The 22,260-nt window shown below is 71.8% G+C and carries 23 protein-coding genes and 1 tRNA gene; 13 read left to right on the top strand and 11 right to left on the bottom strand.

All coding sequences use genetic code 11. From position 1 onward, the window contains the following. The first annotated feature begins 70 nt into the window (after window positions 1-70). Window positions 71-145 (top strand) — tRNA-Arg (locus ACOJV9_RS02160). 62 nt (window positions 146-207) lie between these two features. Here the strand turns inward: ACOJV9_RS02160 and ACOJV9_RS02155 are convergent. Both ACOJV9_RS02155 and ACOJV9_RS02150 read right to left on the bottom strand, forming a co-directional pair. Continuing rightward, complete coding sequence (locus ACOJV9_RS02155) at window positions 208-1,266, bottom strand: hemolysin family protein (RefSeq protein ID WP_420183526.1); 1,059 nt, start codon at window positions 1,264-1,266, stop codon at window positions 208-210. Then, window positions 1,263-2,612: a hemolysin family protein gene (locus ACOJV9_RS02150; RefSeq protein ID WP_420183525.1), complete on the bottom strand. Its 1,350-nt coding sequence runs from the start codon at window positions 2,610-2,612 to the stop codon at window positions 1,263-1,265. The genes ACOJV9_RS02155 and ACOJV9_RS02150 overlap by 4 nt, the downstream gene beginning before the upstream one ends. Window positions 2,613-2,745: 133 nt before the next feature. On the opposite strand from ACOJV9_RS02150, the gene ACOJV9_RS02145 reads away from it, so the two are divergent. The 5 genes from ACOJV9_RS02145 to ACOJV9_RS02125 all read left to right on the top strand — a co-directional run bounded on the left by ACOJV9_RS02145 (window position 2,746) and on the right by ACOJV9_RS02125 (window position 9,506). Next, entirely contained in the window at window positions 2,746-3,738 is a 993-nt protein-coding gene (locus ACOJV9_RS02145; protein ID WP_420183524.1) for an ABC transporter ATP-binding protein, read from the top strand. After that, window positions 3,738-4,538: an ABC transporter permease gene (locus ACOJV9_RS02140; RefSeq protein ID WP_420183523.1), complete on the top strand. Its 801-nt coding sequence runs from the start codon at window positions 3,738-3,740 to the stop codon at window positions 4,536-4,538. Before ACOJV9_RS02145 ends, ACOJV9_RS02140 begins: the two co-directional genes overlap by 1 nt. Window positions 4,539-4,654: 116 nt before the next feature. After that, window positions 4,655-8,554, top strand: coding sequence for a multifunctional oxoglutarate decarboxylase/oxoglutarate dehydrogenase thiamine pyrophosphate-binding subunit/dihydrolipoyllysine-residue succinyltransferase subunit (locus ACOJV9_RS02135; RefSeq protein WP_420183522.1), 3,900 nt, complete (start codon window positions 4,655-4,657; stop codon window positions 8,552-8,554). An 85-nt stretch (window positions 8,555-8,639) separates the two neighbouring features. Next, on the top strand, window positions 8,640-8,816 hold the full coding sequence (locus ACOJV9_RS02130) for a DUF6104 family protein (protein ID WP_420183521.1): 177 nt from the start codon (window positions 8,640-8,642) through the stop codon (window positions 8,814-8,816). Between the two features lie 3 nt (window positions 8,817-8,819). Beyond that, window positions 8,820-9,506 (top strand): GDSL-type esterase/lipase family protein, encoded by a 687-nt coding sequence (locus ACOJV9_RS02125; protein WP_420183520.1) that lies wholly within the window; start codon window positions 8,820-8,822, stop codon window positions 9,504-9,506. Window positions 9,507-9,518: 12 nt separating this feature from the next. On the opposite strand, the gene ACOJV9_RS02120 is transcribed toward ACOJV9_RS02125, so the two are convergent. Next, entirely contained in the window at window positions 9,519-10,487 is a 969-nt protein-coding gene (locus ACOJV9_RS02120) for a zinc-binding dehydrogenase (RefSeq protein WP_420183519.1), read from the bottom strand. 57 nt (window positions 10,488-10,544) lie between these two features. On the opposite strand from ACOJV9_RS02120, the gene mmuM reads away from it, so the two are divergent. Next, a complete protein-coding gene (gene mmuM / locus ACOJV9_RS02115; protein WP_420183518.1) occupies window positions 10,545-11,423 on the top strand; it encodes a homocysteine S-methyltransferase in 879 nt (292 codons plus the stop codon). Between the two features lie 4 nt (window positions 11,424-11,427). Here the strand turns inward: mmuM and ACOJV9_RS02110 are convergent, their stop codons facing one another. Further along, complete coding sequence (locus ACOJV9_RS02110; RefSeq protein ID WP_420183517.1) at window positions 11,428-12,585, bottom strand: NAD(P)-dependent malic enzyme; 1,158 nt, start codon at window positions 12,583-12,585, stop codon at window positions 11,428-11,430. Between the two features lie 168 nt (window positions 12,586-12,753). Here ACOJV9_RS02110 and ACOJV9_RS02105 point away from each other — a divergent pair, with 168 nt between their 5' ends. Next, complete coding sequence (locus ACOJV9_RS02105; RefSeq protein WP_420183516.1) at window positions 12,754-13,113, top strand: S24/S26 family peptidase; 360 nt, start codon at window positions 12,754-12,756, stop codon at window positions 13,111-13,113. A 66-nt stretch (window positions 13,114-13,179) separates the two neighbouring features. Next, entirely contained in the window at window positions 13,180-13,581 is a 402-nt protein-coding gene (sodN, locus tag ACOJV9_RS02100) for a superoxide dismutase, Ni (protein WP_420183515.1), read from the top strand. A gap of 85 nt (window positions 13,582-13,666) precedes the next feature. On the opposite strand, the gene ACOJV9_RS02095 is transcribed toward sodN, so the two are convergent. The 3 genes from ACOJV9_RS02095 to ACOJV9_RS02085 are packed head-to-tail and all read right to left on the bottom strand — an operon-like array spanning window position 13,667 to window position 16,360. Then, complete coding sequence (locus tag ACOJV9_RS02095) at window positions 13,667-14,944, bottom strand: HD-GYP domain-containing protein (protein ID WP_420183514.1); 1,278 nt, start codon at window positions 14,942-14,944, stop codon at window positions 13,667-13,669. 8 nt (window positions 14,945-14,952) lie between these two features. Next, the gene (locus ACOJV9_RS02090) at window positions 14,953-16,203 is read right to left on the bottom strand and encodes an HD-GYP domain-containing protein (RefSeq protein ID WP_420183513.1); all 1,251 of its coding nucleotides are present in this window, start codon (window positions 16,201-16,203) and stop codon (window positions 14,953-14,955) included. Window positions 16,204-16,219: 16 nt separating this feature from the next. Continuing rightward, complete coding sequence (locus ACOJV9_RS02085; protein WP_420183512.1) at window positions 16,220-16,360, bottom strand: hypothetical protein; 141 nt, start codon at window positions 16,358-16,360, stop codon at window positions 16,220-16,222. A 169-nt stretch (window positions 16,361-16,529) separates the two neighbouring features. Between ACOJV9_RS02085 and ACOJV9_RS02080 the strand changes: the two genes are divergently transcribed. Continuing rightward, window positions 16,530-16,604: a 50S ribosomal protein bL37 gene (locus ACOJV9_RS02080; RefSeq protein WP_009775747.1), complete on the top strand. Its 75-nt coding sequence runs from the start codon at window positions 16,530-16,532 to the stop codon at window positions 16,602-16,604. Between the two features lie 66 nt (window positions 16,605-16,670). Here the strand turns inward: ACOJV9_RS02080 and rsrA are convergent, their stop codons facing one another. The 4 genes from rsrA to ACOJV9_RS02060 all read right to left on the bottom strand — a co-directional run bounded on the left by rsrA (window position 16,671) and on the right by ACOJV9_RS02060 (window position 19,254). After that, window positions 16,671-16,979, bottom strand: coding sequence for a mycothiol system anti-sigma-R factor (gene rsrA, locus ACOJV9_RS02075; RefSeq protein WP_420183511.1), 309 nt, complete (start codon window positions 16,977-16,979; stop codon window positions 16,671-16,673). Then, window positions 16,976-17,602, bottom strand: coding sequence for a sigma-70 family RNA polymerase sigma factor (locus tag ACOJV9_RS02070; protein WP_420183510.1), 627 nt, complete (start codon window positions 17,600-17,602; stop codon window positions 16,976-16,978). Before ACOJV9_RS02070 ends, rsrA begins: the two co-directional genes overlap by 4 nt. Window positions 17,603-17,782: 180 nt before the next feature. Further along, the gene (locus ACOJV9_RS02065; RefSeq protein WP_420183760.1) at window positions 17,783-18,409 is read right to left on the bottom strand and encodes an alpha/beta hydrolase family protein; all 627 of its coding nucleotides are present in this window, start codon (window positions 18,407-18,409) and stop codon (window positions 17,783-17,785) included. Window positions 18,410-18,411: 2 nt separating this feature from the next. Further along, entirely contained in the window at window positions 18,412-19,254 is an 843-nt protein-coding gene (locus ACOJV9_RS02060) for an SOS response-associated peptidase (RefSeq protein ID WP_420183509.1), read from the bottom strand. Between the two features lie 106 nt (window positions 19,255-19,360). On the opposite strand from ACOJV9_RS02060, the gene ACOJV9_RS02055 reads away from it, so the two are divergent. The 3 genes from ACOJV9_RS02055 to rsgA are packed head-to-tail and all read left to right on the top strand — an operon-like array spanning window position 19,361 to window position 22,240. Further along, window positions 19,361-19,900, top strand: coding sequence for a DoxX family protein (locus ACOJV9_RS02055; RefSeq protein WP_420183508.1), 540 nt, complete (start codon window positions 19,361-19,363; stop codon window positions 19,898-19,900). Next, window positions 19,887-21,185, top strand: coding sequence for a 3-phosphoshikimate 1-carboxyvinyltransferase (gene aroA / locus ACOJV9_RS02050; protein WP_420183507.1), 1,299 nt, complete (start codon window positions 19,887-19,889; stop codon window positions 21,183-21,185). Before ACOJV9_RS02055 ends, aroA begins: the two co-directional genes overlap by 14 nt. After that, window positions 21,185-22,240 (top strand): ribosome small subunit-dependent GTPase A, encoded by a 1,056-nt coding sequence (gene rsgA / locus ACOJV9_RS02045; RefSeq protein WP_420183506.1) that lies wholly within the window; start codon window positions 21,185-21,187, stop codon window positions 22,238-22,240. Before aroA ends, rsgA begins: the two co-directional genes overlap by 1 nt. The last annotated feature ends 20 nt before the right edge of the window (window positions 22,241-22,260 follow it).

The raw sequence follows: 22,260 nt of genomic DNA, 5'->3' as shown, positions 1-22,260 counted from the left end.
TCTAGGCTGCTACCCTCCGTGGCAGTCCCAGAAGGCGCGTTCTCGTGACACCATCGACATCACGGTTCGGGCCCCCGTAGCTCAGGGGATAGAGCACCGCCCTCCGGAGGCGGGGGCGCAGGTTCGAATCCTGCCGGGGGCACCATTCGGACGAAGGCCTTGGCCAGCGCGACAGCGCCGGCCAAGGCCTTTGCCGTGGGCACGACGTCAGACGCGGCGGCGGGTCATCCGGTCTCCGTGGGAGGAGTCGGTCACCTCGCCGACGAGCTCCTCGATGACGTCCTCGAGGAAGACGACCCCGATGACCTCGCCGTCGTCGGCCACGACCCGGGCGAGGTGGGAGCCGGTGCGCTGCATGGTGGCCAGCACGGACTCGACCTCGTCGTCGCATCGGACGTTGGCCATGCGACGGACGCGCTTGGCCGGGACCGGCTCGAGCCGCTCCTGCTCGTCGGCGAAGAGCACGTCCTTGAGGTGCAGGTAGCCCGAGAGCGTGCCGGCCGTGTCGACGACCGGGTACCGCGAGAAGCCGTGCCGCGCCACGAGCCGTTCGATGTCGTCGGGGGTCGTGGCCATGTCGACCGTCACCAGCCGGTCGAGCGGCACGCCCACGTCGCCGGCGTCCTTGTCGCTGAACTCGAGCGCAGCACCGAGCAGGCCGTACTGCTCCGGCTCGACCAGCCCCTCTTTGTGCGACTCGGAGACGATCTGCGCCACCTCCTCGGCCGTGAACGCGGAGGCGACCTCGTCGCGTGGTTCCACCCCCAAGGAGCGGACCATCGCCTTGGAGACCCAGTCCATGGCGTTGATGACCGGCTTGACGACGCGGGACACCATGACCAGCGCGGGGACGAGAGCGATCGCAGCCCGCTCGGGGGTCGCGATGGAGAGGTTCTTGGGAATCATCTCGCCGACGACGACGTGGAGGAAGACGACGATGAGCAGCGCGAGGACGAGGGCCAGGACGTCGGCGAGCTCCTCCGGCGCGCCGACCGCCTCGAGTGGTCCGACGAGGGCGTGGTGCAGCGCCGCTTCCGAGATGGCGCCGAGGAGCACCGAGCAGACGGTGATGCCGAGCTGTGCGGTCGCGAGCAGGATCCCCGTGCGTGACAGGGCGTCCAGGGCGGCGCGAGCCCCACGGCTCCCCTGCTCCGCCAGCGGCTCGAGCTGGCTGCGGCGGGCGGACATGGCGGCGAACTCCGCCCCGACGAAGAACGCGTTGGCCAGGAGCAGGACCACGGTGATGAGGACGGTTCCGAGGCTCATGCCGGCGCCCCCTCGTCCTCGTCGCGCGACCGAGCCGCGTCGCCCTGCCGGGGCGTGAGGGGGGTGAACCGGAGACGGTCGACCCGACGTGCCTCCATGTCGATCACCGCGAGCCGCCACCCGTCCACCTCGACGACGTCACCGACCGCCGGCACGCGTCCGAGCTCCGACATGACGAAACCGGCGACGGTCTCGTAGGCCGGCCCCTCGGGGATCTCGATCCCGGTGCGGCGCAGGACCTCGTCGGGTCGCCAGAGGCCGGGCACGGTCCAGGACCCGTCGGACATCTGCCGCCCGGTCGTCTGGCTGCGGTCGTGCTCGTCGGACACCTCACCGACGATCTCCTCGACCAGGTCCTCCAGGGTCACGACGCCGGACGTGCCGCCGTACTCGTCCACGACGATCGCGAACTGCTGGCCGCTGTCGCGCAGCTGGATGAGCAGGGGGTCGAGCCGGATGGTCTCGGGCACGACGAGCGGCGGGGTCATCAGCGCGGACACGGGCACGTCGACGCGGCGGTCGTGCGGCACGGCGATGGCCTTCTTGACGTGGACGACGCCGTCGACGTCGTCCCAGTCGTCGTCGATGACCGGGAAGCGGGAGTGCCCGGTCTGGCGGGCCAGCTCGACGCACTCGCTCGCGGAGGCGGAGCGGTCGATCGCCGTGGCGCGCGAGCGCGGGGTCATGACGTCGGCCGCGGTCTGCGAGCCGAACCCCAGCGACGCGGTGACCAGGCGTGCGGTGCGCAGGTCGAGGGTGCCCGCCTCGGCGGACGTCCGCACCAGCGAGGCCAGCTCGGCCGGGCTCCGTGCGGCGGACAGCTCCTCCTGCGGCTCGACGCCGATGGCGCGCAGCGCGGAGTTGGCGGTGCCGTTGAGGAAGAAGAGGAGCGGCTTGAGGGCGATGGCGAACCAGCGCACCGGCCCCGCCACGACCTTGGCGGTGGAGAGCGGAGTCGAGATCGCGAGGGTCTTGGGGACCATCTCGCCCACGATCATCGAGAAGACGGTCGCGATGAGCATCGCGAGGACACCCGCGACGCGGGAGGCGGCCGACTCGGCGAGGCCCGCCGTCTGCAGCGGTCCACGCAGGAGCGCACCGATCGAGGGGTTCGCGAGGAAGCCGAGCACCAGGGTCGTGAGGGTGATCCCGACCTGGGAGGCGGACAGCTGCGTCGACAGGGTCCGCAACGAGGCCAGGACGGTGCGGGCCCGGGTGTCACCCCGCTCGATGCTCTTCTCCACCGTCGGACGGTCGAGGGCGACAAGGGCGAACTCCGCGGCGACGAACAGGGCTGTCCCCAGCGTCAGCGCGATGCCGGCGAGGACGAGCAGCCACTCGGTCATAGTGGACCCATCCTAGGGAGGTGCCGGGACGCGCGGTGCGGCCCGGGTGGGTCCACCCCTCGGTGGACCTCAGCGTCCGACCGGCCTGCAAGACTCTGGCCATGGCCACACACGACCAGGGGGACGGTTCGCGATGACCACGACGACGAGCGCGACACGAGGCGCGCGGATCGAGGTGCGCGACCTCACCAAGACCTTCGGCAGCTTCACCGCAGTCGACCGGCTGAGCTTCACCGTCGAACCGGGTCGGATCACCGGCTTCCTCGGGCCCAACGGCGCCGGGAAGACGACGACGCTGCGCATGCTCCTCGGGCTCGTGCACGCGACGTCCGGCACGGCGACGATCGACGGCCAGGTCTACCGCGACCTCGAGAACCCCTCGGCGACCGTGGGCTCCGCGCTCGAGTCGACCAACTTCCACCCCGGCCGCAGCGGCCGCGACCACCTGCGGGTGCTGGCCGCCGCAGGTGGCCTGCCCGACAGCCGGGTGGACGAGCTCCTTGAGCTGACCGGCATACCTGCTGCGGCACGCAAGCGCGCCGGTGAGTACTCCATGGGCATGCGCCAGCGGCTCGGGCTCGCGGCGGCGCTCCTCGGCGACCCCCGGGTCCTGCTCCTCGACGAGCCGTCGAACGGCCTCGACCCGGAGGGCATCCGCTGGCTGCGCGGCTTCCTGCGCCACCTGAGCTCCGAGGGGAAGACGATCCTCGTCTCGAGCCACCAGCTCCAGGAGGTGCAGCAGACCGTCGACGACGTCGTCATCATCGCCAACGGACGCCTCGTGCGCTCCGGCGCGATGTCCGACCTGCGCGGAGCACCGTCCACCATCGTGCGGACGTCGGACCCGGACCGCCTCGTCGGCGCCCTCCGGGTCGCCGACGTCATGGCGGCCCCCGGGGACGACGGTGAGCTCGTCGTCGAGACGACCGACAAGCGCCTCGTCGGTGACGTCGCCCTGCGCGCCGGGCTGCCGGTCTGGGAGCTGCGCGACCGCAAGGCCGACCTGGAGAAGCTCTTCTTCGACCTGACCGAGGGCACCAACCGCAACCTCGGCGACGGCGCAGACCCCCCGCCACCACCGATCGAACACGATGCCGTCTCCGGCTTGGAAGGGGCGAACGAGTGATGGGCGCCGCGATCAGGTCCGAGTTCCGCAAGATCTTCACCACCCGGCTGTGGTGGGGCATGGCCATCGGCATCTTCGTCGCGGGGGCTCTCTTCGCCGGGTTCTTCGGCTGGGTCCTCACCTCGGAGCAGGCGGGCAGCCCCGGCGGCGGTCCTGCGCTCGAGGGCAACACCACCCAGGTCGTCAACTCGGTCTACACGGCCGGTCTCGGCGTGGGCTACCTCCTGCTCCTCACGATGGGCATCCTGCAGATCGGCGCCGAGTACCGGCACAAGACCATCACCGCGACCTTCCTCGCCACGCCCCAGCGGGTTCGGGCGATGCTGGCCAAGGTCGTCGCCCTGCTCGGCATCGGCGGTCTCTACGGCCTGATCAGCCTTCTCGGCTCGGTCGTGGTCGGCGCCGTCGTGCTGACCCTCCGGGACATCGACCCGTTCCCGTCCACCGAGGTGCTGCGGACCCTGGCCCTGAGCCTGCTGGCCCTGGGCCTCTGGGCGCTCATCGGGCTCGGCGTGGGCATCCTCATCCCCAACCAGGTGGCGGCGATCCTCGTGGGGGTGGGCGTCGCGTGGATCGTCGAGCCCCTCCTCGGTCTCGGGCTGAGCTACGTCGACGCCGCAAAGGACGTCGTGCCGTACTTCCCGAGCAACGCCACCAACGCGATGGTCAACGGCGTGACGCAGGGCGGATCCCAGGTCGACTACCTCCCGTGGTGGGCCGGCGCACTCGTGCTCGCCGGGTATGCCGCGGCACTCACCGCCTTCGGCACGTGGCGGACCGTCCGCCAGGACATCAGCTAGCTGTCGGCGCACGCCACGCGGCGGGCCGGACCACCGCTCGCGCGCGGAGGCCGGAGGGCTAGGCTGGTCGGACACGTGAACGTCGATGTCGACACGCAGAAAGAGGCGTATCCGCCGTGCCTGACCAGCCCGCATCCAACGACCCCCTGACCGCTTTCGGACCCAACGAGTGGCTGGTGGACGAGCTGTTCGAGCAGTACAAGAAGGACAAGAACTCGGTCGACAAGGCGTGGTGGGACTTCTTCGCGGACTACGACCCCGCGGCGGCCCACCCGGGTGCGGGCAACGGGTTGCCGTCGCCGTCCTCGGCGCCGAGCGGCGCGCAGCCGACCACCTCAACGTCGGCCCAGCCCGCCCCTGCGCGCACGGCGCCGCGGACCGCCGAGGTTCCGAAGGCCCCGGCGGCCAAGGCCGAGACCAAGGCTGCGCCGGCCAAGGCGGAGCCCACGCCTGCTCCGAGCAAGGCGGACGAGCCCCGGGCCGCCGCGCCCGCCGCCAAGCCGACCGCGAAGACCGAGACCCCGGCCACCGGCTCCGGCGAGAAGCCGAAGACCCGTGAGCCCGCCGCGGCCAGGTCGGAGGGCGCGGTCAACCAGCCCGAGGTGTCCCCGATCCGCGGCGCGAGTGCCCGCGTCGTGACCAACATGGAGGCCTCGCTCACCGTCCCCACGGCCACGAGCGTGCGGGCGATCCCGGCCAAGCTCCTCGTCGACAACCGCATCGTCATCAACAACCACCTCGCCCGCTCGCGGGGCGGCAAGGTGAGCTTCACCCACCTCATCGGCTACGCCGTCGTCAAGGCTCTCGGCGCGATGCCGGCCATGAACAACGGCTACGCGACCGACGACAAGGGCAAGCCGGTCCTCGTGACCCCGGCCCACGTCAACTTCGGCCTCGCCATCGACCTCGAGAAGCCGGACGGCACCCGCCAGCTGCTCGTCCCGTCCATCAAGGCGGCCGAGACGATGGACTTCGCGCACTTCTGGACGGCATACGAGGAGATGGTCAAGAAGGCGCGCGGTGGCAAGCTCACCGTCGAGGACTTCCAGGGCACGTCGATCTCGCTCACCAACCCCGGCGGCATCGGGACGGTGCACTCCGTGCCGCGGCTCATGGCCGGCCAGGGCACCATCATCGGCGTCGGCGCGATGGACTACCCCGCCGCGTGGCAGGGCGCGAGCGACGAGACGCTCAACCGCAACGCGGTCTCCAAGGTCATGACGCTCACGAGCACCTACGACCACCGCATCATCCAGGGCGCGCAGTCCGGTGAGTTCCTCCGGGTGATCCACCAGCTCCTGCTCGGCGAGAACGGCTTCTACGACGAGATCTTCGAGAGCCTGCGCATCCCCTACGAGCCGGTGCGCTGGGTCCAGGACATCTCCGCCTCCCACGACGACGACATCAACAAGGTCGCCCGCGTCCAGGAGCTCATCCACGCCTACCGCGTGCGTGGCCACCTCATGGCCGACACCGACCCGCTCGAGTACAAGCAGCGCAGCCACCAGGACCTCGACGTCACGAGCCACGGCCTGACGCTCTGGGACCTCGACCGCTTCTTCGCCACCGGGGGCTTCGGCGGCGAGCCGTTCCTCAAGCTCCGCAAGATCCTCGGCATCCTGCGCGACAGCTACTGCCGCACCATCGGGGTCGAGTACATGCACATCCAGGACCCCGAGCAGCGCGAGTGGATCCAGTCCCGGATCGAGGTCGGCTACGCCAAGACGACCCGCGAGGAGCAGCTCCGCATCCTGCGCAAGCTCAACGCCGCCGAGGCGTTCGAGACCTTCCTGCAGACCAAGTTCGTCGGGCAGAAGCGCTTCTCGCTCGAGGGTGGCGAGTCGGTCATCGCCCTGCTCGACCGCGTCCTGTCGCGTGCCGCGGAGGACGACCTCGACGAGGTCTGCATCGGTATGCCGCACCGCGGGCGGCTCAACGTCCTCGCCAACATCGCGGGCAAGTCCTACGGCCAGATCTTCCGCGAGTTCGAGGGCAAGCAGGACCCGCGCTCGGTGCAGGGCTCCGGCGACGTGAAGTACCACCTCGGCACCGAGGGGACCTTCACCGCCGAGGGGGGCGCGACCACCAAGGTCTACCTCGCGGCCAACCCGTCACACCTCGAGGCCGTCAACCCGGTGCTCGAGGGCATCGTGCGCGCCAAGCAGGACCGCCTCGACCTCGCGGGCGAGGGCTTCACCGTCCTCCCCGTGCTGCTCCACGGCGACGCTGCCTTCGCCGGGCAGGGCGTCGTCGCCGAGACGCTCAACCTCTCGCAGCTGCGCGGCTACCGCACCGGCGGCACCGTCCACGTGGTCATCAACAACCAGGTCGGGTTCACCACCTCGCCGAGCTCGTCGCGCTCGTCGACGTACTCCACCGACGTGGCCCGGATGATCCAGGCGCCGATCTTCCACGTCAACGGCGACGACCCGGAGGCGTGCGTGCGCGTCGCGGAGCTCGCCTACGACTTCCGGCAGGAGTTCGCCAAGGACGTCGTCATCGACATGGTCTGCTACCGCCGCCGCGGTCACAACGAGGGCGACGACCCGTCGATGACCCAGCCGCTGATGTACCACCTCATCGAGGCCAAGCGCTCCGTCCGCAAGCTCTACACGGAGTCGCTCATCGGGCGTGGCGACATCACCGTCGAGGACGCGGAGGCAGCGCTGCGCGACTACCAGCAGCAGCTCGAGCGCGTCTTCGTCGAGACCAAGGCCGCCCTCAAGGAGAACGAGGCCGAGGCCGCCCGGGCAGCCGACGACAACTACACCGGCACCGACGTCGAGGGGCACACCGGCCTCGAGCCGCCCACGGCGCAGACCACCGACGCGACGAGCCGCTCGGCCACCGACACGGCCATCTCTCCCGAGGAGCTCAAGGCCATCGGCGAGGTCTTCGCCAACCCGCCGCAGGGCTTCACCGTCCACCCCAAGCTCCAGCAGATGCTCGAGAAGCGTGTCGCGAGCGTGAGCCAGGGTGGCATCGACTGGGCGACCGGCGAGCTCCTCGCCTTCGGCTCCCTGCTCAAGGAGGGCACCCCGGTGCGCCTCGCCGGGCAGGACAGCCGTCGCGGCACCTTCGTCCAGCGCCACGCGGTCCTCATCGACAAGAAGACGGCGCTCGAGTGGACGCCGCTGCTCTACCTCGGTGAGGGCCAGGGCCGCTTCTGGGTCTACGACTCGCTGCTGTCCGAGTTCGCCGCCATGGGGTTCGAGTACGGCTACTCCGTCGAGCGGCCCGACGCGCTCGTGCTGTGGGAGGCGCAGTTCGGCGACTTCTTCAACGGCGCTCAGACGATCATCGACGAGTTCATCAGCAGCTCGGAGCAGAAGTGGGGCCAGCGGAGCTCGGTCGTCCTCCTCCTGCCGCACGGCTACGAGGGCCAGGGCCCGGACCACTCGTCGGCCCGCATCGAGCGCTTCCTCCAGATGTGCGCCGAGGACAACATGACGGTGGCCTACCCGTCGACCCCGGCGTCGTACTTCCACCTGCTGCGCCGCCAGGCGTACGCCCGCCCGCGCCGCCCGCTCATCGTCTTCACGCCGAAGTCGATGCTGCGCCTCAAGGCCGCCTCGAGCATGCCGGAGGACTTCACCGAGGGCACGTTCCGGCCGATCCTTCCCGACCGGGCCGACGCGACCAGTGGCACGGTCGACCGGGTCCTGCTCGCCGCGGGCAAGGTGGTGCACGACCTCGAGGCGGAGCGCGGCAAGCGCGGCGACACCTCCACGGCGATCCTGCGCGTGGAGCAGTACTACCCGCTCCCCGGACGCGAGCTCGCCGCCGAGCTGGCGAAGTACCCCGACGCCGAGCTCGTCGTCGTCCAGGACGAGCCGCAGAACCAGGGCGCCTGGCCGTTCCTCGCGCTCAACCTCCCGGCGGCGCTCGCCGAGCACGACGTCCAGCGTCCGCTTCGCGTCCTCTCGCGCAAGGCGTCGGCCTCCCCGGCGACCGGCTCGTCCAAGAAGCACCAGGGCGAGCAGTCCGAGCTCGTCGCGGCGGCCTTCGCCCGCTGACAGCGGTCACGTCCGAGGGGGAGGACGCGCAGCGCTCCGAGCGTCGGTGACCGACGCCCGGAGCGCTGCGCGTTAGGGTTTCGTCGTGTACTTCACCGACCGAGGCATCGAGGAGCTCGAGGCACGCCGCGGCGACGACGAGGTCACCCTGGCCTGGCTCGCCGAGCAGCTCCGCACCTTCGTGGACCTCCACCCCGACTTCGAGACCCCCGTCGAGCGACTCGCCACCTGGCTGGCCCGGCTCGACGACGAGGACGACTGACCGATGACCAACGACCGCACCTCCCCCCATCCCGCCAACGAGGGCGACGGTGCAGACCTCGAGTTCCGGCCCAGCGCCGAGTTCAGCGTCTCCCCCGACGGTCCGCGCGACGTCGCCATCGTCTTCCTCGGCGCCTCGATGGTCGCCGGGGTGGGCGATCCCAAGGGCCAGGGATGGGTCACCCGCGTCGTCGGCCGCACGTCGCACCCGGATCTGGAGCTCACGGCATACAACCTCGGGGTGCGGGGGCAGACCAGTGGTGACGTGCTCGCCCGCTGGCACACCGAGTGCCCACCCCGCTGGAAGGACCGCGGCGAGAAGCGGCTCGTGGTCTCGGTCGGCGCCAACGACATCGCGTCCGGGGTGACCCTCGCGCGGCACCGCCTCAACCTCGCCAACATCCTCGACGAGGCGGCGAGCAACGGCGTCTCGACCTTCGTGGTCAGCCCGCCGCCGAGCAGCGACCCGGCGTTCAACGACAAGCTGGGCGTCCTCGTCGAGTCGCAGGCGGACGTGTGCTCACGTCGCTCGGTGCCCTTCGTCGACTGCTACCGGCCGCTGCTCGGTCACGACCAGTGGCGCTCCGAGCTGGCCGCGAGCCGCGACGGGCACCACCCGGGGCAGGCCGGCTACGGCCTCATCGCCTGGCTCGTGCTGCACAACGGCTGGAACGAGTGGCTGCGCATCTGAGCGGCGGCCACCTCAGGTCGTGAAGACGACCTTGCCGGCGACCTGACCCTCGACCATCCGGGCGAACCCGTCGCGGGCGTCGGTCAGCGGCAGGACGGAGTCGATGAGCGGCTCGATCCCCCGTGTCCGGACGAACGAGGCCAGCCGTTGCAGCTCGTCGGCCGTCCCCATGGTCGAGCCGACGACGCGCAGCTGCTTGAAGAAGATCTTGGTGAGCTCGGCCTTCGCGGGTGCGTCACCGGAGGTCGCACCGGAGATGACGATGGTCCCTCCCGGGCGCAGGGCGTTGACGGAGTGCGACCACGTCGCCGCGCCGACCGTCTCGAGGACGGCGTCGACCCGCTCGGGCAGCCGCTCGCCGGACGCGAACGCGCGGTCTGCGCCGAGCCGGACGGCCTGCTCCCCCTTGGCCTCGTCGCGGCTCGTCACCCAGACGCGCAGGCCGGCGGCCGAGCCGAGCTGCACGAGCGCCGTCGCCACCCCTCCGGCCGCTCCCTGGACGAGGACCGTGCCTCCGGGCTGCACCTGCGCGTTGGTGAACAGCATCCGGTATGCCGTCAGCCAGGCGGTCGGCAGGCAGGCCGCCTGCTCCCAGCTCAGGGACTCCGGCTTGGCCACGAGGTTGGCGCGTGGGACCGCCACCTTGGTCGCCAGCGTGCCGTCGTGCAGCTCGGACAGGAGGGTGCGACGCGGGTCGAGCGTCTCGTCACCACGCCAGCCGTCCGAGGGGATGACGGCGTGCACGATGACCTCGTTGCCGTCGGGGTCGCGGCCCGCGCCGTCACACCCCAGGACCATCGGCAGCCGGTCGGCCGCAAGCCCCACACCCCGCAGCGACCAGACGTCGTGGTGGTTGAGCGCACAGGCGACGAGGTCGACGACGACCCACCCGTCCGGAGCCTGTGGGTCGGGCCGCTCCCCCACCTCGAGACCGGAGAGCGGGTCGGTGGAGGACTGCGACACGGCGTAGGCGGCGAGCATGACCCGACCCTACCCACGCCCCTGTCCCCTCCCACGCCTCAGTGCGACGATGTGGCGATGAGCAGCGACGCGCGCCCGGACCCGGTCGTCCTCGACGGTGGCTTCTCCACCGCTCTCGAGGCGCGCGGGCACGACCTCTCCGGCCTCCTGTGGTCGGCGCGCCTCCTGCGCGACGCCCCCGAGGAGGTTGTCGCGGCGCACCGGAGCTTCGTCGACGCCGGAGCCGAGGTCGTCATCAGCGCGTCCTACCAGGCGAGCCACGCCGGCTACGCCCGCGCGGGGCTGACGGCCGAGCAGTGCGACGCCGACCTCGAGGCCTCGGTCCGGCTGGCGCGCGAGGGGGCCGACGGGCGCGCCAGCGTGGCGGCGTCGGTCGGCCCGTACGGCGCCCACCTCGCCGACGGGTCCGAGTACACCGGCTACCCGCACGTGGGTCGGGTCGAGCTGCGCGAGTTCCACGCCCGCCGCCTCGAGCGCCTGGTGGCGGCCGCACCCGACGTCGTCGCCGTCGAGACGATCCCCGAGCTGCTCGAGGCCGAGGTCGTCGTCGACCTGCTGCGCGAGATCGCGCCCGACATGCCGTACTGGGTATCCTTCTCCGCCACCGGCGGCGGCCGGCTCACCGGGGGGGCACCCTTCGCCGAGGCCGTCGGGGTGGTCGATGGCCCGGCGGTCGCCGTCGGGGTGAACTGCACCGCGCCGGAGCACATCGACGAGCTGCTGGACTCGGCGCGGGCCACCGTGCCCTTCGTCGTCTACCCCAACGCCGGCGCCGTCTACGAACCGGAGACCAAGACCTGGACCGACGGTGGAACCCCGCGGTTCTCCCCGGCGACGATCCGTCGTTGGCAGGGGCTCGGGGCCGGCTACATCGGCGGGTGCTGCGGAATCGGCGCGGACGGCATACGTGGGATCGCGCACGCCGTCCGCGGGTGAGCCGTCAGGCCAGCTCCGCCACCGCCGCCGCGACCGCCTCCGCGACACCGTCCGCGAAGACGCTGGGCACGATCTCCTCGGCGGACGGGACAGGGACCAGTCCTGCGATGGCCGAGGCCGCCGCGAGCTTCATCGCCTCGGTGATCTGGCTCGCTCCCGAGTCCAGCGCCCCGCGGAAGACTCCCGGGAAGGCGAGGACGTTGTTGATCTGGTTGGGGAAGTCCGACCGCCCCGTCGCGACGACCGCCGCGTGGCGGTGGGCCACGTCGGGGTGCACCTCGGGGTCCGGGTTGGCGAGGGCGAAGATGATGGACTGCGGCGCCATCCGGGCGATGTCGTCCTCCGGGACGGTGCCGCCGGACACTCCCACATAGACGTCGGCGTCGACCAGGGCCGTCGCGAGCGAACCCGAGAGCCCCCGCGGGTTGGTGGACGCCGCGATCCGGTGCTTGTGCCCGATGAGGTCGGCGCGTGACGGCGAGATGATCCCCCGGGAGTCGCAGACGACCACGTCGCGCACCCCCGCCCGCTGCAACAGCGCGGTGACGGCGACTCCGGCAGCACCGGCCCCGGCGACCACGACGCGCAGGTCCGGCAGCGTCCGGCCGACGACGGTGGCGGCGTTGAGCAGCCCCGCGAGCACGACGATGGCGGTCCCGTGCTGGTCGTCGTGGAAGACGGGGATGTCGAGGCGTTCCTTGAGCCGGGTCTCGATCTCGAAGCAGCGTGGCGCCGAGATGTCCTCGAGGTTGATCCCGCCGTAGGAGGGAGCCAGCCGGGCGATCGCCTCGACGAGCTCGTCCACCGTGCCGGTCTCCATGCACACGGGCACGGCGTCGATGCCGGCGAAGTGCTTGAAGAGGATGGCCTTGCCCTCCATCACCGGCATGGCCGCCAGGGGACCGATGTCGCCCAGGCCGAGCACGGCCGTGCCGTCGGTGATGACGGCGACGGTGTTGCGCCGCGCGGTGTAGCGGGCCGACAGGCTCGGGTCCATGGCGATGGCGCGGCACACGTCGGCCACGCCGGGGGTGTAGAGCAGGGACAGGTCGTCCCGGTCCCGCAGCGGCTGCGTCGCCTGTACGCCGAGCTTGCCGCCCTCGTGGGCCCGGAAGACCGGACCCTCGAAGTCGAAGCGCGGGTACGACGAGGACGCAGACATGACGGGACTCCCTGGAGCTGACGGTGGCGCCGGCGACGACGTCGGAGGCGACGGGCCGGATCCCTGGTGCGGGACGGCGTGGGCGGGAGGTGTGCCGCTCCGCCATCCTCGCACGCACCGCACCGGGACGTCTGCTGCTGACGGAGTGCGCCGTGCCACAATCGCCGCGTGCGACTGCGACGGCTCCCGCGCCCGCGGGTGGTCAGGGTCCGCGGCCGGTCGATGGAGCCGACACTGCAGGAGGGTGACCTGCTGCTCGCGCTGTGGGGTGGCGCCGTCCGCGCCGGCGACGTGGCGGTGGTCCGCCTGCCGGACGACGCCGAGGGTGCTGCCCGTCCGCTCTCGGTCAAACGGGTCCACGGCCGCGACCCCGACGCCCCGCAACGCTGGTGGCTCGACGCCGACAACCCCCGCGAGGGCCTCACCTCCTTCGACGTGGGGTCGCTGCCGGCTGCCGACGTCCTCGCGCGGGTCCTGCTTCGCATCGCCCCCCGACCGGGGAGGTTGCGCACCCGGGAGACGCCCTGACCACCCGGGTCAGGCGCGTTGTAGGTTGGGTGGTGGCCGACAACCCGCCCAACGAAAGGGACGTTCATGCGCCTCCCCGCTCTCTTCCGCGTCACCGATGTCAGCGCCCACTGCGACCTGCCCTGCGGCGTCTACGACCCCGCGCAGGCCCGCATCGAGGCCGAGTCGATCAAGGCGATCATCGCCAAGGTGGCCGACAACGACGACCCTGACTTCCGCACGCGCGCGGTGCTCATCAAGGAGCAGCGCTCGGAGCTCGTCAAGCACCACCTCTGGGTCCTGTGGACCGACTACTTCAAGCCCCCGCACTTCGAGAAGTACCCCCAGCTGCACACCCTGTTCAACGAGGCCACCAAGCTGGCCGGCGCCTCCGGCACCAAGGGCACCCTCGACGCCGCCACGGCGGACGAGCTGCTGGCCAAGATCGACGAGATCGACGCCATCTTCAAGGAGACCAAGAAGGCCTGACCCCCAGCTGCGACGAGGGCCCCGGCACGTCGTGCCGGGGCCCTCGTCGTCGCGTGGCCGCACCGCACACCCGCCGGTCTGCGACTCAGTCCCGGCCCGTCATCCCGATCGTGCGGATCAGCGCCTCGACCACCTCGGGGTCGTACTCGTAGCCGAGACCGAGGTGGATGCGCTCGAGCGCGGCCTCGACCGACTGCGGATCGGTGCGCCCGTGCGAGAAGTCGTCGAAGGCGTTGGCGACCTTGATGATCCGGCTCGCCATCGGAACCTCCTCACCCCACTCGCGGACGTGACGAAACGGTGTGGTCTGACCCTCCATGAGGTCGGCCACCCGGTCCAGGACCTCGGTGCGACGGACGATGCGCGCGCCCTCGGAGGCGATCCGGCGCTGGTCGTCGGGGGCGGCCAGGACGGTGGCGCCGTCCGGGATGGGCGAGCGCAGACCGACCTGGCCGAGGTCGTGCAGGAGCGCGGCGTACTCGAGGTCCTGCACCGCGTCGGCGTGCAGTCCCATCCAGCGGGCGATCGACACCGAGCGCTCCGCGACCCGTGCGGCGTGGCCGGTCGGGGTGTAGCCGGCCACGTCCGTCAACCGGGAGAGGGTCGCGATGGTCTGCCGGTAGGTGGCCCGGTTCGCGGAGTAGCGCTTCACCGCGACGTTGGTGAGCATCATCGGCAGCAGTCCGAGCGGCAGCGCGAGCAGCCCCACCACGGGTGCGAGGAAGGCGACGAGCGGGCCGGCGGCGAGCACCCCGAAGGTGACCGCCCGCGCCTCCTCGAGCTCCTCGCGGACGGCCCCGGAGATCGGCACGCCCGACCGCTGTGCTCGCACCAGACCCGTGAGCAGGAGGTCGGCGTAGAGACCGGCGGCTGCGGCACCCAGCATGGTCAGCGCGACGACCGCAGGCTCCCGCGTTCCCTCGGCCAACCAGGTCCAGGCAGTCTGCCCGTCCAGGGGGATGCTGCGGAACAGGATGACCGTGACCGCGACGCCGACCGTGCGGGCGGCGATGATGTACCACTCGACGGACCGGCCGAGCAGCGAGCGCAGCACCATGCCGAGCCCGAGGGCGACGGCGACCACGAGGGTCACGACGCCGGCGGGGACCTCGAAGAGCGCGTGCCCCTGCATCGGACCGAGCACGGCCAGTCCGATCGCCGAGCCCGACGCCACGGGCGAGGCCACCCGCCCCGACGGCATGCGGACCCGGATCAGCTCCCCCACCGCGATCGCCATGACGAAGGCGGCCAGCAATGCGGCATGGTGCCGGAGGGCAGCGGCCATCGCGGCATGCTCGGCCACGGAGGCAACCAGCACCAGGACCACCGCCACGCCGACGACGGCGCCCTCGGTGCGGCTCACGCGCAACCTCATGATGCCGTCCGTGACTGGGCGCGCGGGTGCTCCTGGTCGCTCAGCGCGCGGGACAGCGCCTGGTACACCCGCTGGCTCTGGGGGTCCCCGCGGCCGGCCCGCAACCGCAGGATGACGTCCTCCTGCCCGACGGGTGGTGCTCCGTGTCGGAGCAGGTCGTACTCGTCGGCCACCCGCACGAGCTCAGCCGCGAGGGAGGGCGTGGTGGGCTCGATCTCGACCCGGGCCACCTCCTCCATGAGCGATGACGCACCCCGCAGGAACGGCAGGTCCTGGAGCATGCTGGCCCCACGCAGCCCTGCGCTGGCCACCTGGTCCTCCCCCGCCGTCCCGGGTGCGACGACCACCCGACCGAGGTCGTGGAGCAGACCGGCGGTGCGCACGTCGGCGACCTCCTTGGGCCCCAGCCCGAAATCCTGCGCCATGAGCGCGGCCAGGGACGAGACGCGGGCACTGTGCCCCTCGAGCTCGGGCGCCCTGGTCTCGATGGCACTGACCAGGGCCTCGAGGGCCCGCTCCCGAGCGGCCCGCTCGTCGCCGTACTGCAGCAGGGCCCACCGTGCGCCCGCCAGCGGAACGAGCGCCACGAGGATCGCGACGGCGTCGAGCCCGCCGGGCTGCCACATGATGACGACGAGGAACGCGATGATCCCGTAGGCGAACTGGGTCGGGCCGGAGCTCGTCAGCATGTCGACGAGCTGGAGCTGCAGGGGCACGCCGGCGGTCAGCCTGATGACACCGGCGACGAGCAGGGCGTTGGCGACGAGGTTCACGGCATCGGCGACGACGATCGGGAGGCCGACCTGCCAGAGAAGCGGCAGCGCGCCGAAGAGCCCGCTGACGTCGAAGGACCCGCCCACGATCTCGTACGCCAGACCGCCGACCATCGCGGACGACGACGCCATGGCTGTGTTGAAGAGCCGTCGCACGAGCGGAATCCGTCGCCGCGTGAGCGCGGCCATCACCAGCCCGACCACACCGGCGCCCAGCGGCCCCACGATGGGGATGGCCGCGAGCACGACGACGTTGTCCGCCGTGAAGTGGATGCGCCCGTCGCTCGAGGTGGAGGGGAGCCACCACGTGAGGGCGCCGACGAAGGCGAGCACGCCCAGTGCTCGCCAGTCCGAGGGCCACCCGTAGCGTGCGTGGCACAGGAACGCGAGCCCCACAGCAAACGCCACGGACGCCGCGATGTAGATCGCGGCGCCGTGGCGGTTGAGCCATGTGGTCGGGGGGACCGACCTCAACGGCGTGAGGGAGGGATCACCACTGCCAGCCGGAGGCGGACCACTGCCAGCCCGCGGCGGAGATGTTGGACTTGCTCGCGGCCTGCGCCGAGGTGGCGCCCAGAGCCGAGACGGCGGCGATGAGGACGGAAGCGGCGACAACACGAACAGCGCGCATGGAAGTGACCTTTCGGGTAATCCCGGCCCAGGGGAGGCCGAAACTGGATTGTGTCCATCCTCGCACGTCGCGAGGGTGTGCGACAATGTATGGCACATGTGATCTGGAGTGTTGCCGGAATGACATCGGCACATGGTCACGATTTCGCCCCGATCGCAGAGGAGTCCCCATGAGCAAGCGCGCCCGCAAGCGCCGCTCGCGCAAGGGCAACAAGGCCAACCACGGCCGCAAGCCCAACGCCTGAGCACACGCACCGCACGAGGAAGGGGCGACCACCGCGAGGTGGTCGCCCCTTCGTCGTGCCGGGGTGTCAGCCGTCGAGCTCGAGGCGCACCATGGTGATCCGCTGGCGGATCTGCACCCGCAGCTGGTCGGGGCAGGCCTGGTCGGTGCTGTTCGAACGACGCACCGCAGCCTTCACCGCCCGGTCCAGGTCGTGCTCGTGCAGGCACGGCCCACAGGCCTCGAGGTGCTGGGCCACACGCGCGACATCGGCCGGCTGCATCTCGCCGTCGAGGTACTCGTAGATCCGGTGGAGGACCTCGGAGCACTCGGCATGCGAGCCGGAGTGCGACTCTGCGGCGGACTCGCCGGATCCGACGGGGTACTGCTGGTTCACGAGGAGACCTCCTTGCCGAAGCCGCGCTCGGCGGCGTACTCGGTCAACATCTCACGGAGCTGACGTCGACCACGGTGGAGACGGGACATCACGGTGCCAATGGGCGTTCCCATGATCTCGGCGATCTCCTTGTAGGCGAACCCCTCGACGTCGGCGAGGTAGACCGCCATGCGGAAGTCCTCCGGCAGGTCCTGCAGCGCCCGCTTGATCTCCGAGTCGGGGAGGTGGTCGAGCGCCTGCGCCTCGGCGGACTTCAGCCCCGAGCTGGTGTGGGACTCGGCCCGGACCAGCTGGTAGTCCTCGACGTCGGCGGCGTCCGACTGCTGCGGCTCACGCTGCTTCTTGCGGTAGGTGTTGATGTAGGTGTTGGTGAGGATGCGGTACATCCAGGCGCGCAAGTTGGTCCCGGGCTTGTACTGGTGGAATGCCGCGAACGCCTTCGCGTAGGTCTCCTGCAGCAGGTCCTCGGCGTCAGCGGGGTTGCGCGTCGTGCGCATCGCCGCCGCGTAGAGCTGGTCGAGCAAGGGCAGCGCCTCGGCCTCGAAGCGGGCCTGTCGCTGGGCGGGCGTCTCGGTCGCGACGTCGACGGTGGTGTCGTCGGACGTGGTCTGTGGTGTCGTCATCGCACTCCACCCTAGACCCGTCTCGGCGGGGGACGTCGTGTGCAGCACGAGCACGGGCACACCTCTCTGGAACACGCTGGCACCGGTGGGGGGCACGGTGCGGGACCTCCGTGTCAACAGGGCTCGCCGGGCCACCATTCCCGCAGGCGTGGGGCGAGCACCCTGCGCACCCACCCGCCCTCAGGCGAGCGACTCCACGAAGGCCCGGGCCGCGGCGACGAGCGGGGCCGTCACCGTGATGGTGTGCTCCCCCGCGACCGCCGTGACCTGCGTCGGGTCCGCGAGCTCGGCCCGCACCTCCTCCGGGCTCCCGAAGGGGTCACGCTGCCCCTGCACCACGTGCAGCGGGATCGCCGCGGCTCCCGGCAGCCGCAGCTCGTCGGCGCGCGAGACCTCGGGTCGGCCCGGCGGGTGCAGCGGGAACGACAGGCAGAGCACACCGTCGGCGTCCAGGCCGGCCGCGGTCCGGCAGCTGACCCGCGCCCCGTTGCTCTTGCCCGACAGCACGAGCGGGCCGGGAAGGCGTCCTCGACCGGAGCGCAGGGCGAGCACGACGGGTAGCCAGGCCTGGTCCTGCGGGACGGGACGGGGCGGCATACGCCGTCCGGCCACGCCCCACGCCTGCTGGACGGACGCCACGGCCCATCCCGACTCGAGCAGCCCGTCGCGGACGGCCTCGAGGTCGCGGCCACCGAGCCGTCCGCTCGCACCGTGGGTGAGGACGACGGTTCCTCGCGCACGTGGGGGTCGCGCGACGTGGGCGTGGGCAGGACCGAGAGGTGTCGCCACCTCGACGAGCCGGCGCATGGTCACGTGGGCGGGCCGATGATCTCACCGGTCATCGGGTCGACCACACCGCGCAGGTTGGCCGGGTCCTCGGGCTCGATCAGCTGGGGACCGTTGGACCGGTTGCTGCTCACCGCCCGCGAGACGGGGTGTGCCGCGAACCGGCCGGGAGCCCTCGGCTCCAGCAGGGCGGCCACCGCGGCCGTGTCGGTCAGCGCCGGGTCGAGCCACGCGGCCCAGTCGTCGCGGTCGAGGACGAGGGGCTGCCGGTCGTGGATGCGGTCCAGACCGGGCTCGGCCTCCGTGGTGAGGATCGTGAACGTCGTCAGCCACGCAGCCGGATCCTCGGGCTCCGTGACGGCCGGGTCGCGCCAGAACTCGTAGAGACCGGCGAACGCGCAGACGTCGCCGTCCGCACGCGAGGTGTAGAACGGCTGCTTGAGCGGCTTGCCCTTCGCGTCGGTCGCGGTGGGCGACGCCTGCCACTCGTACCAGCCCGCCGCGGGCACGAGGCAGCGACGGCGTGCCGCCGCCTTGGCGTATGCCGGCTTGTCCAGCACCGACTCCGCGCGCGCGTTGATCATCCGCACCCCGGATTTCGGGTCCTTGGACCAGCTCGGCACGAGCCCCCAGGTGAGCAGGCGCAGCTGGCGCCGGGGGCTGTCGGCGTCGTCTCCGCGCGGCGCCCGGGTCAGGACGACCGGGGCCTGCTTGGTCGGGGCCATGTTGTGGTCGGGGGTGCCGGGTGGGGGCGACTGGGGGTTGGCGAGCACACTGCGCGCCGGCTCGGCGGTCCGGTCGTCGTCGACCTCGAACTCCAGCGTGAGCTCGTCAGGGTTGGCCGTGGCTGCGTAGCGCCCGCACATGAGTCCAATCTACGCAGCGGCGCCGACCTCCACGGACACGGACCGCGGCCCAGCAACTACGGTAGGAGCAGGTCCGTGGTCCGTCCCCGATCCGTGAGGAGAACGCATGTCACTCGTGCGTCGCGTTGCCCGTCCCATGCTCGCCGCCATGTTCGTCGTCGGAGGTCTCGACCAGCTCAAGCACCCCGGTGCGAAGGCCAAGGCTGCGCGCCCCGTGCTCGACCAGGCCAGGAAGGCAGGGTTGCCCGACGACCCCGAGCTCCTCGTGCGCGCCAACGGCGTGGCCATGGTGGGTGGTGGCGCCCTCCTGGCGACCGGCCACGTCCCGCGCATCGCCTCGACGCTGCTCGCAGCCAGCCTGATCCCGACGACCGTGGCCGCGCACCCGTTCTGGACCGAGTCCGACCCCCAGGTCCGCGCCCAGCAGAGGATCCAGTTCCTCAAGAACCTCGGGCTGCTCGGTGGCCTGCTCCTCGCCGCGGTCGACACCGACGGCCGGCCGAGCCTGGCCTACCGTGCGCACCGTGTCGGTGCCAGCGCGCAGCGGACCGCCCGCACCACCCGGCGCGAGGCACGACATGCGACCAAGGCGGCACGACGCGAGGCACGACTCAAGGCGGCCCAGGCCAAGAATGCCCTCAGCTGACTGGACCACCCCGACTGCTGACGGCCCGGTCGACGCGGCCGTCGACCTGCCGGGCAGCAAGTCGCTGACCAACCGCTTCCTCGTCCTCGCGGCGCGAGCCGGAGGCGTCTCGCGCCTGCGGTCCCCGCTGCGGTCGCGCGACACCCTCCTCATGGCGGATGCCCTGCGGTCGCTGGGTGTCGGTGTCGAGGACGTCGACGGCGACGACTGGCTGGTCACCCCCGAGGCGATGGTCGGTGACGTCGACGTCGAGTGCGGACTCGCGGGGACGGTCATGCGGTTCGTCCCGCCGCTGGCGGCGCTGGCTCCCGGCCCGGTGCGCTTCGACGGTGACCCGCACGCCCGCACGCGTCCGATGGGCCCGGCTCTCCGGGCCCTGCGCACCCTCGGCGTCGTCGTGGACGACGACGGGCGGGGGGCACTGCCCTTCACGATCGGCGGCACGGGCTCGGTTCGTGGCGGGGAGGTCGAGCTGGACGCGTCGGCGTCCTCCCAGTTCATCTCGGCCCTCCTGCTGTCCGGGGCTCACTACGAGTCGGGGGTGACGATCCGCCACCGTGGCGGTCCGGTCCCGAGCCAGCCCCACATCGACATGACCGTCGAGGCGCTGCGCGACGCGGGCGCCGACCTCGACGACACGGAGCCCGACACGTGGCGCGTGGAGCCGGGACCGCTCAACCCCCTCGACGTCGAGGTGGAGCCCGACCTCTCCAACGCCGCGCCGTTCCTCGCCGCCGCCCTCGTCACGGGTGGACGGATCCGGGTCCCGGGGTGGCCGCAGCACACGACCCAGGCGGGCGACGAGATCCGGGACATCCTCGACGTCATGGGGGCCGAGGTCAGGCTGGCCCGCGACGGGCTCACCGTGAGCGCCGTCGACGGCTTCAGTGGGGTGGACCTCGACCTGCACGATGCCAGCGAGCTCACCCCCGTCGTCGCCGCGCTGGCAGCGCTGGCTCACGGGCCGTCACGGATCCGCGGCGTCGCCCACATCCGTGGCCACGAGACCGACCGGCTCGCCGCGCTGGCCCGCGAGCTCGGAGCCCTGGGCGCCGAGGTGACCGAGACGGAGGACGGCCTGCACATCGTGCCGCGTCCGCTGTCCCCCGCGACCTTCCATACCTATGGGGACCACCGCATGGTGATGGCCGGCGCGGTCCTCGGGCTGGCCGTCCCCGGGCTCGTCGTCGAGGACCCCGACACGGTCGCCAAGACCCTGCCGACCTTCGTCGGGATGTGGTCGGCGATGCTCGGCCAGCACGGGGTGCAGGAGCGCACCGCCTGATGGCGAGGGCGACGAGCGACTACGACGAGTCCGACGCGAAGATCCGCCCCAACAAGCGCGGCAGCCGACCACGGTCCAAGGACCGCCCGGCCCACCTCGACGCCGTCCCGGGCATGGTCACGGCCGTCGACCGGGGTCGCTACACCGTCCTCGTCAGCGACACCGACGCCGGTGACGGTGGTGTCGGCGTCCACGGCGAGCGCGTGGTGACGGCGATGCGGGCCCGCGAGCTGGGCCGCAAGGGCATCGTCGTCGGGGACGATGTCGCTCTCGTGGGCGACGTCTCGGGCAGCCCGGACGCGCTGGCCCGCGTCGTGCGGGTCGAGCCGCGCCGCACCCTGCTGCGGCGGACCGCCGACGACACCGACCCGGTCGAGCGTGCCATCGTGGCCAACGCCGACCAGCTGGTCGTCGTCTCGGCCCTGGCCAACCCCGAGCCGAGGCCGCGGCTCATCGACCGCTGCCTCGTCGCGGCCTACGACGCCGGCATGTCGCCCCTGCTCGCCCTGACCAAGGCCGACCTCGCCGACCCGGTGCCCTTCCTGCAGGACTACGCCCCGCTGGAGGTGCCGGCCGTCGTCACCTCGACGACCGAGACCGGCGGCACCGACGGGCTCGAGGGTCTGCGTGACGCGCTGCGCGGCCGCGTCAGCGTCCTCGTCGGGCATTCCGGCGTCGGCAAGTCCACGCTCGTCAACGCCCTCGTGCCCGACGCCTACCGGGCGATCGGCGTCGTCAACGTCGTGACCGGGCGCGGGCGGCACACCTCGACGTCCGCGGTCGCGCTGCGCCTGCCCGACCGCGACGGGTGGGTCATCGACACGCCCGGCATCCGCTCGTTCGGCCTGGCGCACGTCGACCCGGAGCGGATCATCACGCACTTCCCCGACCTCGAGGCGGGCACCGACGAGTGCCCACGGGGGTGCAGCCACGACGAGGAGGAATGTGGCCTCGACGCCTGGGTCGCGAGTGGCCGCGCAGGACCGGCCGGGGCCTCGCGCCTGGAGTCGCTGCGCCGCCTGCTGCGGACCCGCCAGCTCCAGAGCGGCGACTGACCTCTCGGGTCCGACGAACG

This window comes from Knoellia terrae, from assembly GCF_048606435.1.
GTDB lineage: Bacteria > Actinomycetota > Actinomycetes > Actinomycetales > Dermatophilaceae > Knoellia > Knoellia terrae.
This window is presented reverse-complemented; position numbering and strand designations above follow the sequence as displayed.